Annotated in this window: 14 protein-coding genes; 7 read left to right on the top strand and 7 right to left on the bottom strand. The window is 74.0% G+C overall.

Features of this window, described 5'->3' with window-relative positions:
• Positions 1–79 precede the first annotated feature (79 nt).
• On the bottom strand, positions 80–568 hold the full coding sequence (locus OO47_RS10695; RefSeq protein WP_078489571.1) for an NUDIX domain-containing protein: 489 nt from the start codon (positions 566–568) through the stop codon (positions 80–82).
• Between the two features lie 358 nt (positions 569–926).
• Here OO47_RS10695 and OO47_RS10690 point away from each other — a divergent pair, with 358 nt between their 5' ends.
• Positions 927–1379 (top strand): GNAT family N-acetyltransferase, encoded by a 453-nt coding sequence (locus OO47_RS10690; protein WP_030210888.1) that lies wholly within the window; start codon positions 927–929, stop codon positions 1377–1379.
• The gene (locus OO47_RS10685) at positions 1376–2650 is read left to right on the top strand and encodes an MFS transporter (protein WP_030210886.1); all 1275 of its coding nucleotides are present in this window, start codon (positions 1376–1378) and stop codon (positions 2648–2650) included. The genes OO47_RS10690 and OO47_RS10685 overlap by 4 nt, the downstream gene beginning before the upstream one ends.
• A gap of 750 nt (positions 2651–3400) precedes the next feature.
• On the opposite strand, the gene OO47_RS33920 is transcribed toward OO47_RS10685, so the two are convergent.
• The 4 genes from OO47_RS33920 to mreB form a co-directional block, all read right to left on the bottom strand.
• Entirely contained in the window at positions 3401–4873 is a 1473-nt protein-coding gene (locus OO47_RS33920) for an acyl-CoA synthetase (protein WP_030210884.1), read from the bottom strand.
• A gap of 274 nt (positions 4874–5147) precedes the next feature.
• Complete coding sequence (locus tag OO47_RS10675; RefSeq protein WP_106969375.1) at positions 5148–6332, bottom strand: nitrate/nitrite transporter; 1185 nt, start codon at positions 6330–6332, stop codon at positions 5148–5150.
• 111 nt (positions 6333–6443) lie between these two features.
• Entirely contained in the window at positions 6444–8096 is a 1653-nt protein-coding gene (locus OO47_RS10670) for a GAF domain-containing sensor histidine kinase (RefSeq protein WP_234323124.1), read from the bottom strand.
• A gap of 54 nt (positions 8097–8150) precedes the next feature.
• Entirely contained in the window at positions 8151–9227 is a 1077-nt protein-coding gene (gene mreB / locus OO47_RS10665; protein ID WP_030210876.1) for a rod shape-determining protein, read from the bottom strand.
• 408 nt (positions 9228–9635) lie between these two features.
• On the opposite strand from mreB, the gene OO47_RS10660 reads away from it, so the two are divergent.
• The gene (locus tag OO47_RS10660; RefSeq protein WP_030210875.1) at positions 9636–10553 is read left to right on the top strand and encodes an SCO2400 family protein; all 918 of its coding nucleotides are present in this window, start codon (positions 9636–9638) and stop codon (positions 10551–10553) included.
• A 24-nt stretch (positions 10554–10577) separates the two neighbouring features.
• Here the strand turns inward: OO47_RS10660 and OO47_RS10655 are convergent, their stop codons facing one another.
• Positions 10578–11012 carry a MarR family winged helix-turn-helix transcriptional regulator gene (locus OO47_RS10655; RefSeq protein ID WP_030210873.1) on the bottom strand — a complete coding sequence of 145 codons (435 nt, stop codon included), beginning with the start codon at positions 11010–11012 and terminating at the stop codon, positions 10578–10580.
• A gap of 105 nt (positions 11013–11117) precedes the next feature.
• Here OO47_RS10655 and OO47_RS10650 point away from each other — a divergent pair, with 105 nt between their 5' ends.
• The 4 genes from OO47_RS10650 (at position 11118) to OO47_RS10635 (ending at position 14551) form a co-directional block, all read left to right on the top strand.
• Positions 11118–12131, top strand: a complete 1014-nt coding sequence (locus OO47_RS10650) for an NADP-dependent oxidoreductase (RefSeq protein WP_030210870.1) — start codon at positions 11118–11120, stop codon at positions 12129–12131.
• A gap of 72 nt (positions 12132–12203) precedes the next feature.
• Positions 12204–12626: an organic hydroperoxide resistance protein gene (locus OO47_RS10645; RefSeq protein ID WP_030210868.1), complete on the top strand. Its 423-nt coding sequence runs from the start codon at positions 12204–12206 to the stop codon at positions 12624–12626.
• 212 nt (positions 12627–12838) lie between these two features.
• The gene (locus OO47_RS10640; protein WP_030210865.1) at positions 12839–13726 is read left to right on the top strand and encodes an EI24 domain-containing protein; all 888 of its coding nucleotides are present in this window, start codon (positions 12839–12841) and stop codon (positions 13724–13726) included.
• Positions 13727–13738: 12 nt separating this feature from the next.
• Complete coding sequence (locus OO47_RS10635) at positions 13739–14551, top strand: pectate lyase (RefSeq protein WP_030210864.1); 813 nt, start codon at positions 13739–13741, stop codon at positions 14549–14551.
• A 78-nt stretch (positions 14552–14629) separates the two neighbouring features.
• On the opposite strand, the gene OO47_RS10630 is transcribed toward OO47_RS10635, so the two are convergent.
• The gene (locus tag OO47_RS10630) at positions 14630–15613 is read right to left on the bottom strand and encodes a LysR family transcriptional regulator (protein ID WP_033208701.1); all 984 of its coding nucleotides are present in this window, start codon (positions 15611–15613) and stop codon (positions 14630–14632) included.
• Positions 15614–15686: the final 73 nt, after the last annotated feature.

Genomic DNA, 15686 nt, shown 5'->3' with positions numbered 1-15686 from the left:
GAAGGAGGGCGGGGCCGTCAGGGGGAGAAGGGAAGCGGGAGTCGTCGGGGAGACCGGGGGAGAGGGGAGGGCGGGGCCGTCAGAGGGGAAAGAGGCGTCGCACGGCCTCCGCGCCGGCCGGGACCGGCGGCGCGCAGCCGCCCGTCACGACCGTCGGCGGTGCGACGAAGCCGCACCGGGCGATCTCGCGCGGACCGGGCCGGAGCGGCGGGTCCGCCGTCCAGCGGTGGACCGCCGGGAACGAGGCGCCGTGCGGACCGTCCACGCGGACCCGGTACGCCTCGGTGAGGCCGGCCGCCTCCGTCCCGCCCGGCTCCTCGCGGAGCTCTCGGAGCGCGGCCGCCCGGTACTCCTCACCGGTCCGGACCGCGCCGCCGATCAGGACGTCGTGGCGGTCCGGGCGGACCGCAGGTGAGGAGGCGCGCCGGTGGAGCAGGACCCGTTCGGGGCGGGAGGCGGAGGGACGTGTGAGGGAGGGTGCGGAGGGGCGGGCGGAGAGGGGCGCGGAGGGGCGTGAGGGGGAGGAACGCGCGCTGGGGGCGTACGGCTCGGGGGTCTGTGCGCTCATGCGCGCCCTTGACGGCGCGCGACCCTCGGCCCGGCGGACGGCGTTCCGTCATCGGGCAGGGGTGCCGCCCGGAAGGAGGGGCCGAGGAGGGGTGCTCCGGAGGCCTGCGCGGCGCCCTCGCGAGAGGCGACCGGGGGCACACCAAGGGTTACACGTCGTGCTTGCATGATGACGCATCGTAAACCCGATGGCGATCTTCACCCTCCCCGCGCACCCCCGCGGGGTCACCTCTCGAACTCCCTGCCGACCTGGCCGTTCGACCACTCCGGGCCCGGCCTTCCCACCCCCTGGACCCCTCCGTCTCCCCGTTCATCGGACTGTAAGGAGCCCATTCCATATCCGCCCCTATACTCGCCCCATGTCCGACATCACCATCCGGCGCGCCACCGCCGACGACTCCCGGCGGCTCACGCGGCTCGTGCGGGGTTCCCGGGCCTATCGGGGGGACTACGCCGGCATGGTCGAGGGGTACCAGGTCGGTGGTGCGTACATCGAGCACCACCCCGTCTTCGTCGCCGCCGAAGGGGGCGGGGACGGCAGGGTGCTCGGCTTCTACGCGCTGCTCGTCGACGAGGCCGAGCTCGACCTCGCGTTCGTCGCCGACGGGGCCCAGGGGCTCGGCATCGGGCGGCTGCTCATGGAGCACATGACCGGACAGGCCAGGGCCGCCGGACTCGGCTCCGTGAAGGTCGTCGCGCACCCGCCCGCCGAGGAGTTCTACCTGCGTACCGGCGCCGTCCGCACCGGGACCGTCCCGCCCTCCGGCCGCGTCCACTGGGAGCGCCCCGAGCTGCGGTACGACGTCGCGTGACCGCCACCGACGCACGCGAGCAGGAGCGCGGGCGGGGGAGGGAGCGCCGACGGCTCCTCGCCGACCTCACCCCGCTGCGCACCTCCGCGGACTACCGCCGCCTCTGGTTCGGGAACACCGTCTCCTGGGTCGGGCAGGGCATGACCGCCCTCGCGATCTCCCTCCAGGTGTACGACATCACCGGCTCGCCCTTCTCCGTCGGGCTCGTCGGCCTCTTCTCCCTCGTCCCGCTCGTCGCCTTCGGCCTGTACGGCGGCGCCGTCGCCGACACCGTCGACCGCCGCAAGCTCGGCCTCGCCAGCGCCGCCGGTTCCGCCGCGCTCTCCGTGGCCCTGGCGGGCGCCGCGTTCGCCGGCTTCCACCGCGTCTGGTTCCTGTACGCGATCGTCGCCCTCCAGGCCGTCTGCGCCGCGCTCAACGCGCCCGCCCGCAGCGCGATGATCCCCCGCCTCGTGCCGCCCGAGCAGCTGCGCGCCGCCAACGCGCTCAACTCGATGGTCATGACCTTCGGCACCCTCGTCGGACCCAGCCTCGGCGGTCTGATCGTCGGGCTCGCGGGCTACCAGGCCGCCTACCTCGTCGACGCCGTCGCCTTCACCGCGAGCCTGTACGCGATGTGGCGGCTGCCCTCGATGCTCCCCGACCGCAAGGGCGGCAAGCGGGCCTCGGTCCTCGACGGGCTGCGCTTCCTCGCCACCCGCCCCAACCTGCGCATGACGTTCTTCTCCGACTTCTGCGCCATGATCCTCGCCCACCCCCGCGCCCTGTTCCCGGCCGTCGCCGTGGTCTGGTACGGCGGGGACGCGAAGACCGCCGGACTCCTCGTCGCCGCGCCCGCGTTCGGGGCGCTCCTCGGCGGCGTCCTGTCCGGCTGGCAGGGCCGCATCCGCCACCACGGGCAGGCGATCCTGATCGCCGTCGCCTGCTGGGGCGCCGCCATCGCCGTCTTCGGACTGACCCGGAACCTCTGGCTCGGACTGCTGTTCCTCGCCGTCGCCGGCTACTCCGACACCGTCTCCATGATCTTCCGGAACACGATGATGCAGGTCGCGGCCCCGGACGAGATGCGCGGCCGGCTCCAGGGCGTCTTCATCGTGGTCGTCGCGGGCGGGCCCCGGCTCGGGGACTTCCTCGCGGGCTCCGTCGCCGACCTGACCTCCCCGGCCGTCGCGATCACCGGCGGCGGGATCGCCTGCGTCGTCGCCGTCGGACTGCTCGCCGTGTACGGGCGAGGGTTCCGCCGCTACGACGCCGCGGACCCGAAACCCTGAACCGAGGCGGCGTACCCGGGAGGCGGCGGGGGAGTGCCGCGTTCCCGCAGGTCATCGAGGGCGCGGCCGTCCGCCGCCCGTAGCCCCCGCCGCCTCCGGGCCCGGCCGCCGGATGCCCGTGGGGCGGGAAGGCCTCGCCGTCCGGACCGGCGACGAGCGAGTCTCACCGTCTGCCGCAGGGCACGAAACGGGCCAGTCCGCGCCGTATCCCGCACCCGGAAGGCATCTTCGTGCCCATCGATCGTAAGTATGCTCGATTTTAGCCACCCTCGCCGTGCGCGCTGTTCGCGGCCCGAGAGCGGGTTCTACGCTGCGCCGGCCCGGTCGGACGCGGCCGGTCGCGAGGAGTCCCGTTCCACCCGCACGCGCGCCTGCGCCGCCCCCGTCACCGCCGTGGCCGGCGTGCCCCAGGCCACCGGCGCCGCGCAGGAGGGCACCGCCCGCCGGATCACCGCCGAGCCCGCCACCGGCACCATCCGCACCGGCGCCCGGAAGGTCTCCTACGACGAGGGCAGGACCTGGCAGGGGGTCGCCCTCGAGAAGGAGCGTCACGGCGCCTCCTGGGCCGGTGAGCTGCGCGTCCCGCGCGGCGCGGACTCCGTCTCGCTGTGGGCCGGGGCGGGCGACGACCGGGGCGGCTCGGTCACGCGGGAGCCGATCCGCGCGGTGGGCGTCGGGCAACCGCCCGCACGGAACACGGGGCCGGGTTCCCTCCGGGGCCCGGCCTCCTCACGTGCCGGTCCGGCCTCCTCATGTCCGCCCCGCCGCCGGCAGCGCCTTCTTCAGGACCTTCCCCATGTCGTTGCGGGGGAGCGCGTCCAGGTAGCGCACCGCCCGGGGCCGCTTGTGCGGGGCGAGGAGCCCGGCCACGTGGTCCGCCAGCTCCGTCCCCGCCGGGGGTGCCGAGGCGTCCGCCGGCACCACCCAGGCCACGATCCGCTCGCCCAGGTCCGGATCGGGCTCGCCGGTGACGGCCGCCTCCCGCACCCCCGGGTGGTCCAGGAGCGCGTTCTCGATCTCGCCCGCCCCGATCTTGTAGCCACCGCTCTTGATCAGGTCGGTCGCCCGGCGGCCCACCAGCCGCACCGTCCCGTCCGCCTCCCGCACCGCCATGTCCCCGGTGCGGAACCAGTCCCCGTCGAAGGCCTCCGCCGTCGCCTCCGGACGGTTCAGATAGCCGGAGAACAGGTTCGGGCCGCGCACCTGCACCTCCCCGACCGTCTCCCCGTCGTACGCGCCGAGCACCGAGCCGTCCTCGTCCACGAGCCGCAGGTCCACGCCCGGCAGCGGGGTCCCGACCGTCCCCGGCCGGGGCTCCCCGCCCGGCCGCACGCTGGTGTTCATCAGGGTCTCGCTCATCCCGTACCGCTCCACGACCGTCCGGCCCGTCGCCGCCGCGATCCGCTCGTGGTCGCGGACCGGCAGCGCCGCCGAACCGGAGACGAGCAGCCGCGCCCCGGCCAGCGCCCGGACCAGCCCCTCGTCGTGGGAGAGGGCGTCCGCGAGCCGGTGGTACATGGTCGGCACCCCGAACAGCACCGTGCCGCCCCCGGCGCCCAGTTCCCGCGCCACGCCCTCCACCGAGAACGCGCCCAGGTGCCGGACCTCGCCGCCGCGCCGCAGCGGGCCCAGGATCCCGAGGACGAGCCCGTGCACGTGGAACAGCGGCAGCGCGTGCACGAGGACGTCGTCGGAGGTCCACGCCCAGGCCTCGGCGAGCGCGTCGAGCGAGGCGGCGACCGCCCGGCGGGAGAGCAGGACGCCCTTCGGCGGGCCCGTGGTGCCGGAGGTGTAGACGATCAGGGCGGGGGACTCGGGGTCGATGTCCTTCTCCCGGGTCCCGCCCCCGGTCCCGGGGGCGGGACCCGTCGCGTCGGGCTCCACGTCGATCCGGGGGAGCTTCGCGAGCCCCTCCGGCAGTGTGTCCTCCGCGCCCGCGAGCACCGCGCCGGGCGCGCTGTCCCCGAGGACGTGCGCCAGCTCCCGCCCGCCCGTGCGCGGATTGAGCGGCACGGCGGGGACGCCCGCGAGCAGGGCGGCGACCACCGCGACCGCCGTGCGCGCGGTCGGCGTCGCCCAGACGGCGACCCGCTCCACGCCGTCGAGCCGGGCGGCCAGGGCGCCGGCGGCCCGCGCCAGCTCCCCGTACGTCAGCGAGTCCGCGCCGCAGCGCAGCGCGGGCCGGTCGGAACGGGCAGCGACGGCGGGAAAGAGCACACTCACCGGTCGTCCTCCTCGGGTCGGGGCGAGTGGTCTCGCCGAGGTCACCGGGAGGATTCTGCCCGCACGGCGGAGGCACTCCTCGAACACGTCCCCGAGGTTCCCCCGAGGTCGGCCCCGAGGCCCTTTCAGGGCCCCGCGACGCCTCCTCGGACCGCCCGACGCCTTTTCAGGTGCGGCCTCCTCAAGGAACAAGGCCCTCAGGAACAAGGCCCTCAGGAACAAGGCCCTCAAGAACAGGGCGCCTCAGGAACAGGACCCTCAGGAGCAGGGCGTCTCAAGAACGGCCCGCCGCCGTCCGCGCCGGCTCGGGAGCCGGCTCCTCGCCGCCCGGCCGGAGCCCGCGCATCCGCCCGTACGCGTACACGCAGCCCGCGAGCGCCAGGTCGGAGAGGAGCATGAAGCCGATCGAGTACGAGTCCTTGGCGCTGTAGATCGCGCCCATCACCAGCGGCGGCAGGAAGCCGCCCAGGCCGCCCATCGCGCCGACGATGCCGGTCACGCTGCCGACCTTGGCCTGCGGGGTCACCTGGGAGACCAGGGCGAAGACCGAACCGCTCGACGTGCCGAGCCCGGCCGCCATCACCAGGAGGGCGATGGTGCCGCCCGGGTTCAGCGGCGGGTCGAAGGCCTGGACGATCGCGAACGCGGCGGCCGTGCCGAGCGCGGCGGCCGTCACGAGCGCCGGATGGAACCGGTCCGAGAGCCAGCCGCCGATCGGCCGGAAAACGACGGTGACCAGGGCGAACCCGGCGGCCTTGGTACCCGCGTCCGTCGCGTCCAGCTCGTACCAGGTCTTCAGGTACGTCGGCAGGTAGACGCCGAACGCGACGATGCCGCCGAAGCCGATCGCGTACAGCGCCGACAGCTCCCACGTCACCCGCAGCCGCGCCGCCGAGCCCAGCCGGGTCGCCAGCGACGCGGTGGGCACGGGCCGGTCGGGCCGGTCGGTGATGAGGAAGAAGGCGAGCACGGCGTACACGGCGAGCGCGATCGCCACCACGAGGAACGGCAGGTTCTCGCCGTGCTTCGCGATCCGGGGCGTGAAGTAGCCGGAGAGCGCCACGCCGCCCATGCCCATGCCGAACACGCCGAGCGCCAGACCGCGCTTGGCGGGCGGGAACCAGGAGTTGACCAGCGGGATGCCGATCGCGAACGTGGTGCCGCCCAGGCCCAGGAGGAAGCCGACGACCAGCATCAGGCCGTAGCTGTCCTTGACCACGGTCAGGAGCAGCACGGGGACGATCGTGAGCGCCGCGAACAGCGGGAACATCGTCTTCGCCCCGTACCGGTCCGTCAGCGCGCCGGCAGGGACGCGGCCGATCGAGCCGACCAGGACGGGCACCGCGACGAGCAGCGACTGCTGGAAGGAGCTGAGGCCGAGCCGGTCGCCGTACCAGCTCGCGAGCGGTGCGATCAGGTTCCACGCCCAGAAGGTGAGAGTGAAGCCGATGGTGGCCATCACCAGATTGCGGTAGGCCACCGCGGTCGGGGGCTTGGTGTCGGTGTCCACCACCTCAGTCAAGATCCGGCGCGGGGGCGCGGCGCGCCGGACTGCTCCGTACGGGGTCCTTCACGGCTCCTCGGGCCAGGTCACCACGGTCGGCGGGGTTCCGTCGTCCTCGATCCGCAGCCGGACGCCCCCGTCCCCGGCCGTCACCCCGACGGTGATCGCGCCGATTCCCGGCCGTCGGTGCGCCGACGCCAGCGCCCCGCGCAGCACGCCGAGGAGCCGCTCCCCGGTCTCCTCGTCGACGAGGGCGTCGACCGCGCCGGAGAAGTGCACGGACGGCTGGAAGCCGAGCAGGGCCGCAGCCCCGCCGGTCTCGCGCAGCACCCGGCCCCGGAAGGTCGTCGGCGCGTCCGCCGGCGGCTGCTGGAGCGCGAAGATGGCCGTGCGCACCTCCTGGATCGTGGAGTCCAGCTCGTCCACCGCCCGGCCGAGCAGCGCGTTCTCCTCGGAGGGCCCGGCCGACCGCCGCCGGGTCGACTCCAGCATCATCTCCGTGGCGAACAGGCGCTGGACGACCAGGTCGTGCAGGTCCCGGGCGATCCGGTCCCGGTCCTCGTACACCGCGAGCCGTTCCCGGTCGTGGCGGGCGTCCGCGAGGACGAGCGCGAGCGCCGCCTGCGAGGCGAACTGCGAGGCGAGCAGCCGGTCCACCGCCGAGTACGGCGGGCCGCCGCGCCGCCGGGGGAGGGCGAGGGTGCCGATGAGCTTCCCGCCGCTCCGCAGCGGAAGCATCATCGACGGGCCGAAGCGGGACCGGACGTGGGTGGTCATCCGCGGATCGGTCGCCGAGTCCTCCACGAAGACGGGCTCCCCGCCGAGGAGCTGGACGAGCACGGGGGAGCCGGGCGCGATCGCCGTGCCGACCAGGTCGCCCGGGTCGTCCGGGGTCGAGGCGGCGACGATCTCCATCCCGCCCTCCGGGGTGGGCTGGAGGACCACCCCGGCCGAGGCGCCGGCCAGGACGCGGGCCCGCTCGGCGACGGTCGTCAGGGCGTTCTCGGCGGACGCGCCGGTGAGCAGGGCCGTGGTCACCGCGGCCGCGCCCTCGATCCAGCGCTCCCGCTGCCGGGCCGTCTCGTACAGGCGGGCGTTGCCGATGGCGATCCCGGCCTGCGAGGCGAGGACCCGCAGCAGGGCCAGGTCCTCCTCGGTGAAGCGGCCCGCGCGCTTTTCGGTGAGGTAGAGGTTGCCGAAGATCTCGGTGTGGACCCGGATGGGGACGCCCAGGAAGGTGCGCATCTCCGGGTGGTGCTCGGGCACGCCGCAGGAGCGCGGATCGGCCGTCAGGTCGTCGAGCCGCAGCGGCCGGGGGTCCCGGACCAGGGCGCCGGTCAGACCGGCGCGGCCGTCGGGGAGGCGGCCGCACCGGCGCCGCTCCTCCTCCGTCATGCCGGAGGTGAAGAGCTCGGTCAGCCGGTGGCGCTCGGGGTCGACGACCCCGAGCGCGCCGTAGCGGGCGCCGATCAGCTCGGTGGCGGAGTCCACGATGTGCTGCAGCGTGGCGCGCAGTTCGAGGTCCGTACCGACGCCGAGGACCGCGTCGAGCAGCAGGGGGAGCCGGGACGGGGCCCCGCCCGGCTCCTCGCCCGGCTCCCCGGAGGTTCCTCCGTCGTGCTCCCCGGAGGTTCCTCCGTCGTGCTCCCGCTCCCCGGAGGTTCCTCCGTCGTGCTCCCCGGAGGTCCCCTCGTCCCTCTCCTCGTCCATGAGCGTCATGGTCTCATTGTCGTACGAAAAGGGTTTTTGGGGCGCTTCACGTGCGGCCGCGGGTCACGCCTCCTCCTTCTCCTCCTCGTCGGCGAAGGGGTCCCGCACCGACAGCGGGTCCAGGATCATGGGCTCGACCTTGCCCTCCAGCATCGCGCCGAGGCCCAGGACCGCGCACACGTCCGGCCGTTCGGCGATCTGCACCGGCATCCCGGTCGCCTCGCGCAGCATCTGGTCGAGGCCCGGCAGCAGGGCGGAGCCGCCGACCATCATGATCCCCCGGTCCGCGAGGTCGGCCACCAGGTCCGGCGGGCAGTCCCGCAGCACCTTCCCGATGCCGTCGAGGACCGCCGTCAGCGGGGTGTGGATGGCGTCCCGCACGGCGGCGGTGTCGACGGTCACCGAACGGGCCAGGCCCGTGGCGACGTCCCGGCCGTGGATCTCGGTCCAGGCCGGGCCCTCGGGCGTCAGGCCGTTGCCCCTGAGGGCCAGTTGCAGCGGACGCACCGACTGGCTCGGCAGCATCAGCTCGTGGTGGTGGCGCAGGTGCTGGACGATCGCGTGGTCGATGGCGTCACCGCCGATCGGCATCCGTTCCGCCGTGACGATCGCGCCCAGCGAGAGCACCGCCACCTGCGTGGTCGCCGCCCCACAGACCATGATCATGGTCGCGGTCGGCTGCTCGACGGGAAGCCCGCAGCCCACGGCCGCCGCGATGAGGGTGTCGACCAGCTCGACCCGGCGCGCCCCGAGCCCCACCAGGGTCTCCACGGTGGCGCGCTGCGCCAGCGGGTCGCTGCCGTGCGGGGTGCACGCGGCCGCGCGCAGCCGGGGCTTGCGGCGCAGCTGCCTGCGCAGCTTCTCGCCCAGGAGGTGACGGAGCATCCGCTGCGCCATCTCGATGTCGACGACCGTGCCGCCCGAGACCGGGCGCACGACCCGGATGTAGTCGGGCGTGCGGCCGGTCATCTTCTCGGCGAGCTCGCCCACGGCGATCAGCGCGCCGGTACGGACGTTGACGGCTGCGACGCTCGGCTCGTCGACGACGAGTCCGGCGCCCTTGACGAAGACCCGGGTGCGGGAGGCACCCAGGTCGACGGCGACATGGCAGCGGCGCAGCTGCTCAAGGCTGACGGTCATGGCGGATCCTCCGGTGTGCGGTGCCGGCACGTGCGAGGTGGTGCGCGGTCCTCTTCGCATCGTCCGGCCGTCCGGCCCCGGGCGCGCGCTGGGCTGAGCCGGCCGGGGCCCGGGGAGGCTTCCGGGGGCTTTGGCGACGGGGTTCGGGGACTCGGCGGCGGGGTTCGGGACTCGGAGGGGCCCGGTGGCGGGGTTCGGGGGGATTCCGGCAGCGGGGAAGGCGCCCCCCCGCAGGAGCGGGGAACGGTCCGGAGCCGGTCGGTTCCGGAGGGTCGGGAGAGATCCGGAGGCGATCCTTCCCGAAGCGGGAGAATCGCGACGCACCGCCGTCGACCTGCGGTTTCCTCACAGGATCCTCACGTCCGCGCCTATCTGACGGTGCGCCGGGCCGCATAGCCTGCGGGCCCCATGGACTACTGCCACGCGTGCCGGCGGCATCTCAACGGGGCCCTCGCCTGCGCCGGGTGCGGGACCCCCGTGGAGGAACTGCGGTACGAGACCCCCCGCACCACCGCCCCCGGGCCGACCCCGACCCCGACTCCGGCGGCGACCCCGGGCCCGGCCCCTACCCCCACCCCGGCCCCGGCGCCCGAGCACGTCTACGAACTGGACGTCGTCGAAGCGCCCCGCCCGTCCGCCGGCGGCCGCCGTGCCGCCCGCACCGCCGCGCGGAGCCGTTCCGCGCGCCGGGAGGGACGGTCGCGGGCGCGCCGGGGCCGCACGGTCCTGCTGGGGACGGTGGGCCTGGTGCTCGCGGCCGGCACGCTGAGCATGGCGAAACTGGCCCTGGAGGAGCCGCGGGGCGGCGCCGCCACGGCCGTGCGGGAACTGGAGGCCGAAGAACTCCCGCTGCCCCCCGACCCCGTCGAGACCACCGGGGCGCCGGACGGCTCCGGCCCGGCCCCGGTGACGGACGCGCCGGAGTCCTCCACCACCCGCCCCCGCCAGGTGAGCGCGGACTCCACGACCGGAACCGGAGCCGGAACCGGTACGGACACCGGCACGGGTCCGGCAACGGGCGAGGGGCCGGGGAACGGCACTGGCACCGGCACCGGCTCCGATCCCGCGCCCGGCCCCGCGACCGACGCCTCCGACCCCGGGCCGGCCACCGGCCAGGGCGGCGGCGACACCCCGGCGCAGCCGCCGGACGCCACCTCCCCGGCCCCGCCCTCCGGCTCGCCCGGCCCGACCCCGCCCGCCGGCGACCCGGCGCCCTCCGGCTCCGGGCAGCCCGGCCGGCCCGCGCCCCCGGCCCCCGGTCCTGTGCCGAGCGCGACGCCGACCCCGACGCCCACCTGCACCCGTTTCCTCTGGTGGTGCGTGTAGCGGGGAGCGGCCCTCGCGTACGCGTTACGCCAGGGCCTCGCCCAGCATCCGCTTCAGGAGGTCCCGCAGCAGGGCCCGCTCGACCCCGGTCAGCTCGCCGAGCGGCTCGCGCGCGAAGTCGAGCGACTCGCGCAGCCGGTGGGCGACGGCCCGGCCCTCGTCCGTGGGGGCGGCCACCTTGACCCGCCGGTCGTCCGGGGCGGGCCGGCGCCCCACGAGGCCGCGCGCCTCCAGGCGGTCGACTATCCCGGTGATGTTGGACGGCTCGCACTTCAGCTTCTGGGCGATGCGGCGCATCGGCAGCGGTTCGAGCGAGAGCAGACCGAGGACCCGGGCCTGGGCGCCGGTCAGCGCGTGCTGCGCGGCAGCCTGCTCGTACTCCTCGTAGTAGCGCGCCACGACCGCGCCGATCAGCTCGACGACTTCGAGGGTGACGGGGTCCGTGCGTGAGGTGGCCATGGGGTCCATCCTACCTGGATGCTTGACAACATGAAATATCAAGGTGCATGGTTGTTTCAGGCAGTGAACCTTTTTTGATCTGAAGCTTTTCTGGAGGCCGTGCCCATGTCCGCTCTTCCCGCGTCCAGCCGTGAGTGGCACCTCGTCGCCCGTCCGCACGGCTGGCCCGTCCCCGCGGACTTCGCCCTGCGCGAGACTCCGGTCACCGAGCCCGCCGAGGGCCGGATCCTCGTGCGCAACAAGCACTTCTCCGTCGACCCGTACATGCGCGGCCGGATGAACGACGTGAAGTCGTACGTCCCGCCGTTCAAGCTCGACCACCCCATGGACGGCGGCGCGGTCGGCGAGGTCGTCGCCTCGAACGCCGAGGGGTTCGCCGTCGGCGACCACGTCCTGCACGGCCTCGGCTGGCGCGAGTACGCCGACGTGCCCGCCAGGCACGCGACCAAGGTCGACCCGGACCTCGCCCCCCTCTCCGCCTACCTCGGCGTGCTCGGCATGACCGGCCTCACGGCCTACGCCGGCCTCTTCGAAGTCGCCTCCTTCAAGGAGGGCGATGCCGTCTTCGTCTCCGGCGCGGCCGGCGCCGTCGGCAGCCAGGTCGGCCAGATGGCCCGCATCAAGGGCGCCTCCCGGGTCATCGGCTCGGCCGGCTCCGACGAGAAGGTCAAGTGGCTGGTCGAGGAGCTCGGCTTCGACGCCGCCTTCAACTACAAGAACGGCCCGGTCCGCGACCAGCTCCGCGAGGCCGCCCCGGACGGCATCGACGTCTACTTCGACAACGTCGGCGGGGACCACCTCGAAGCCGCGATCTCCTCGCTCAACGTGCACGGCCGCGCCACCATCTGCGGCATGATCGCCCAGTACAACGACACCGAGCCGACCCCCGGCCCGCGCAACATGGCGCTGATCATCGGCAAGCGACTGCGCCTTCAGGGCGTCCTCGTCGGCGACCACTACGACCTCCAGGAGCAGTTCGTCCAGGAGGTCGGCGGCTGGCTCGCCGCCGGAGAGCTCAAGCACCGCGAGACCTTCGCCGAGGGCATCGAGAACGGCGTGGACGCCTTCCTCGGCCTGCTGCGCGGGGACAACACCGGGAAGATGATCGTCACGGTGTGACCCGCTAGGCTTCCCCCAGCCGTCGCGATCGTGGGCGCGAGTCGCGGCGAACCGCAGAAGGAAGTACCCAGCATGTCCATCCAGCACTCCGACGTCCTCTACACCGCGGTCGCCACCGCCGAGAACGGGCGCGACGGACGCGTCGCCACCGACGACGGCAGGCTCGACGTCGTCGTCAACCCGCCCAAGGCCATGGGTGGGTCCGGCGAGGGCACCAACCCCGAGCAGCTCTTCGCGGCCGGTTACAGCGCCTGCTTCCAGGGCGCCCTCGGGGTCGTCGCCCGCAACGAGAACGCCGACGTGTCCGGCTCGACGGTCACTGCCGAGGTCGGCATCGGCAAGAACGACGAGGGCTTCGGCATCATCGTGAAGATCTCGGCGACGATCCCGAACGTGGACGCCGAGACCGCCAAGGACCTGATCGAGAAGGCCCACCAGGTCTGCCCGTACTCCAAGGCGACCCGCGGCAACATCACGGTGGAACTCGCGGTCTGATCCCGGACGCGCGCCGTCGGGACTTCGGCGCGCACCGTCGTACGAGGCCCGCCGTGCGAGAGTCGTTGTACGAGTTTCGTCGTACTAGGGCCATCGTGCGAGGGCCGTCGTACGAGGCCGTCGTACGAGGGCCGCACCCCGGCCGGACCGGGGTGCGGCCCTCGCCGCGACCGGAGACCGGGGGTCCCACCGGCCCCGATAGGGTGACCCCCATGCGTGATCTCGGGGTGGGTTTCGGTTACCTGGTCAAGGGCCAGAAGTGGGTGGCCCGGCACGGACGGTGGTTCGGATTCGGGCTGTTGCCCGGGCTCGTGACCCTCGTCCTGTACGCGGGCGCCCTCGTCGGACTCGGCTACGGCGCCGACGACCTGGCCGCCTGGGCGACCCCGTTCGCCGACGACTGGACCTCGCCCTGGCTCGACGTCCTGCGCGGCACCCTCACGGCGCTCGTCTTCGTCTTCGGCCTCTTCCTCGCCGTCATCACCTTCACCGCCGTCACCCTCCTCGTCGGCCAGCCCTTCTACGAGTCGCTCTCCGAGGCGGTCGACCGCGGCGAGGGCGGCGAGGTGCCCGAATCCGGGCTCCCGCTCTGGCGCGAGCTGTGGATCTCGGCCCGGGACAGCCTGCGCGTCCTGCTGCGGGTCGCGTTCTACGGCATCCTGCTCTTCGCCTGCGGCTTCATCCCGGTGGTCGGCCAGACCGTCGTCCCCGCCATCGGCTTCTGCGTCTCCGGCTTCTTCCTCACCGAGGAACTGACCGCCGTCGCGCTCCAGCGCCGGGGCGTCGAGCTCAAGGAGCGGCTGCGGCTCCTCCGCGGACGCCGGACCGCCGTCCTGGGCTTCGGAGTTCCGCTGACCCTCGCCTTCCTCGTTCCCTTCGTCGCCGTCTTCCTGATGCCGGGCGCGGTCGCCGGCGCCACCCTGATGGCCCGCGACCTGCGCGGCGAGACCGCCGACGACGACCGGGACGACGACCGGGACGAGAACCGGGACGGCGATCGGCCCGAGGGCCGGAACGGTGATTTCCCGAAGAACGGGCGGAACGACGGCAACCTTCCTCCGGCCGGCGGCGACCAGGGGGTGCACCACCTCCCCCACTGACGAAGGAGCACGATGACCTCCCACCAGCGGAAGACCGGCCGCCGCCGCGCCCTCATCGGCGGACTGAGCGCCCTCGGCGTCACCGGCGCCGCCGTCGTCGCCGGCACCCTGCTCGCCCCGGCGGGCGCGGCGACGACCGCCTGGCCCGAGGCCAGGGGCAGCGCACCGGTCGCCACCACCATCGAGGTCTCGGGCACGTACGACGGCGGACTCAAGCGCTTCCACGGCACCGGCGGCCTCGGCTCGGACGGCCAGGACGAGGGCCAGAAGCCGGTCTTCGTCCTCAAGGACGGCGCGGTCCTCAAGAACGTGATCATCGGAACCCCCGCCGCCGACGGCGTCCACTGCCTGGGCAGCTGCACCCTCCAGAACGTCTGGTGGGAGAACGTCGGCGAGGACGCCGCCACCTTCAAGAGCACCTCCGCGAAGTCCGTGTACACGGTCTACGGCGGCGGTGCCAAGGGCGCCTCCGACAAGGTCTTCCAGTTCAACGGCGCGGGCAAGCTGGTCGTGACCAAGTTCCAGGTCTCCGACTTCGGCAAGCTCGTCCGCTCCTGCGGCAACTGCACGAAGCAGTACGCCCGCACGGTCATCCTCAACGACATCGACGTCACCGCCCCCGGCACGTCGATCGTCGGCGTCAACGCCAACTACGGCGACACCGCCGCCCTGCGGAACATACGGATCCACGGCGACGCCAAGAAGAAGATCGAACCCTGCACCCGCTTCACCGGCAACAACGCCGGCAAGGAGCCCAAGGCGATCGGCACCGGACCCGACGGCACCACCTGCCGCTACTCGGCCGGGGACCTCTCCTACGAGTGACCCCGGGGGCCGCCGCGTACGGCCCCGACCCCCATGCGTGGACCCGGGCCACGCCACGAGCGACCCCGAGGGCCGCCGTCATGCGCGGCCCTCCCCGGGGAGGTCCCCCAGGGCCGGGTGCAGTTCCGGCCGGGCCTCCCACCACTCCCGGTGGAAGGCGTTCGTGTCCACGTTCGCCACATAGGCCCCGGCCGCCGCCCGGTACAGCAGCTCCGCGTGCCGGGCGGGCACCGCCGCCCTGTTCCAGGCCAGCCGGATCCGCCCGGTCACCGGATCGCCCTCCAGCGGCCGCAGCACCGTCCCGGCGGCCGGCGGCGCCGTCGGCTGGCTCAGCGAGACCGCCCGGCCGGCCGCGATCAGGTCGTAGTGCATCTTGCGGTCGGCCACCCGGTGCCGGAGCAGGGGAGCGAACCCGGCCCGCGCACAGGCCGCGACCAGCGCCTCCGGACCGCCGTCGTCGTCCTCCACCAGCGTCATCCAGGACTCGCCCGCCAGCTCGGCGAGCGCGATCCGCTCCTTCGCGGCCAGCGGGTGCCCCGCCGAAAGGCGCACGCAGAACGGCTCCTTGGGGACCAGCGTCCGGGCCGTCACGCCCTCCGGCAGCGGCACCTCGTGGTCGTTGACCTCGCCGTACAGGACGGCGTCGTACCGGCCCGCGCCCAGCTGCCGGGTCAGCGTGGTCACCGAGTGCTCCACGGTCACCGCGATCTCCCGCCCCGCCAGGACCTCTTCGAGCCGCTCCATCAGCCGGTCCACCAGGACGAGCAGGATGCAGCCGAGCCGCAGCGGGGCGTCCGGCGCGACGGCCCGCGCCCCGGCCGCCAGCGCGTCCATCTCGCCCAGTACCAGACGTGCCTTGGCGAGCACGAAATCACCGAGCGGCGTGGGCTCCACACCGCTGCGGCCGCGCAGGAAGAGCTCCCCGCCCGCGACCCGCTCGATCCGCCGCAACTGCGCCGAGAGAGCCGGCTGCGAGACCCCGAGACGCGCCGCCGCGCGCCCCAGACTGCCCGCTTCCGCTATCCGGCAGACGGCCTCCAGATGCCTCAACTCCAGCTGCATTTCAGCAGCGTACGCAGCGCCGCGCGGGCGCACCATAACCCGCGTCTTATGCCGCATGGGATGTGCCGGACCG

This window comes from Streptomyces bikiniensis, from assembly GCF_000716625.1.
GTDB classification, from domain to species: Bacteria; Actinomycetota; Actinomycetes; order Streptomycetales; family Streptomycetaceae; genus Streptomyces; species Streptomyces bikiniensis.
The sequence above is the reverse complement of the archived record's forward strand: the minus strand, read 5'-3'. Positions and strand labels throughout refer to the sequence as shown.

Coding starts and splice junctions, on each gene's coding strand:
- OO47_RS10675 (WP_106969375.1), bottom strand. CDS start 6,332: ATGGCCACCATCGGCTTCACTCTCACCTTCTGGGCGTGGAACCTGATC.
- OO47_RS10690 (WP_030210888.1), top strand. CDS start 927: ATGTCCGACATCACCATCCGGCGCGCCACCGCCGACGACTCCCGGCGG.
- OO47_RS10670 (WP_234323124.1), bottom strand. CDS start 8,096: ATGACGCTCATGGACGAGGAGAGGGACGAGGGGACCTCCGGGGAGCAC.
- OO47_RS10660 (WP_030210875.1), top strand. CDS start 9,636: ATGGACTACTGCCACGCGTGCCGGCGGCATCTCAACGGGGCCCTCGCC.
- OO47_RS10655 (WP_030210873.1), bottom strand. CDS start 11,012: ATGGCCACCTCACGCACGGACCCCGTCACCCTCGAAGTCGTCGAGCTG.
- OO47_RS10645 (WP_030210868.1), top strand. CDS start 12,204: ATGTCCATCCAGCACTCCGACGTCCTCTACACCGCGGTCGCCACCGCC.
- OO47_RS10630 (WP_033208701.1), bottom strand. CDS start 15,613: ATGCAGCTGGAGTTGAGGCATCTGGAGGCCGTCTGCCGGATAGCGGAA.
- OO47_RS10695 (WP_078489571.1), bottom strand. CDS start 568: ATGAGCGCACAGACCCCCGAGCCGTACGCCCCCAGCGCGCGTTCCTCC.
- mreB (WP_030210876.1), bottom strand. CDS start 9,227: ATGACCGTCAGCCTTGAGCAGCTGCGCCGCTGCCATGTCGCCGTCGAC.
- OO47_RS10635 (WP_030210864.1), top strand. CDS start 13,739: ATGACCTCCCACCAGCGGAAGACCGGCCGCCGCCGCGCCCTCATCGGC.
- OO47_RS10640 (WP_030210865.1), top strand. CDS start 12,839: ATGCGTGATCTCGGGGTGGGTTTCGGTTACCTGGTCAAGGGCCAGAAG.
- OO47_RS10650 (WP_030210870.1), top strand. CDS start 11,118: ATGTCCGCTCTTCCCGCGTCCAGCCGTGAGTGGCACCTCGTCGCCCGT.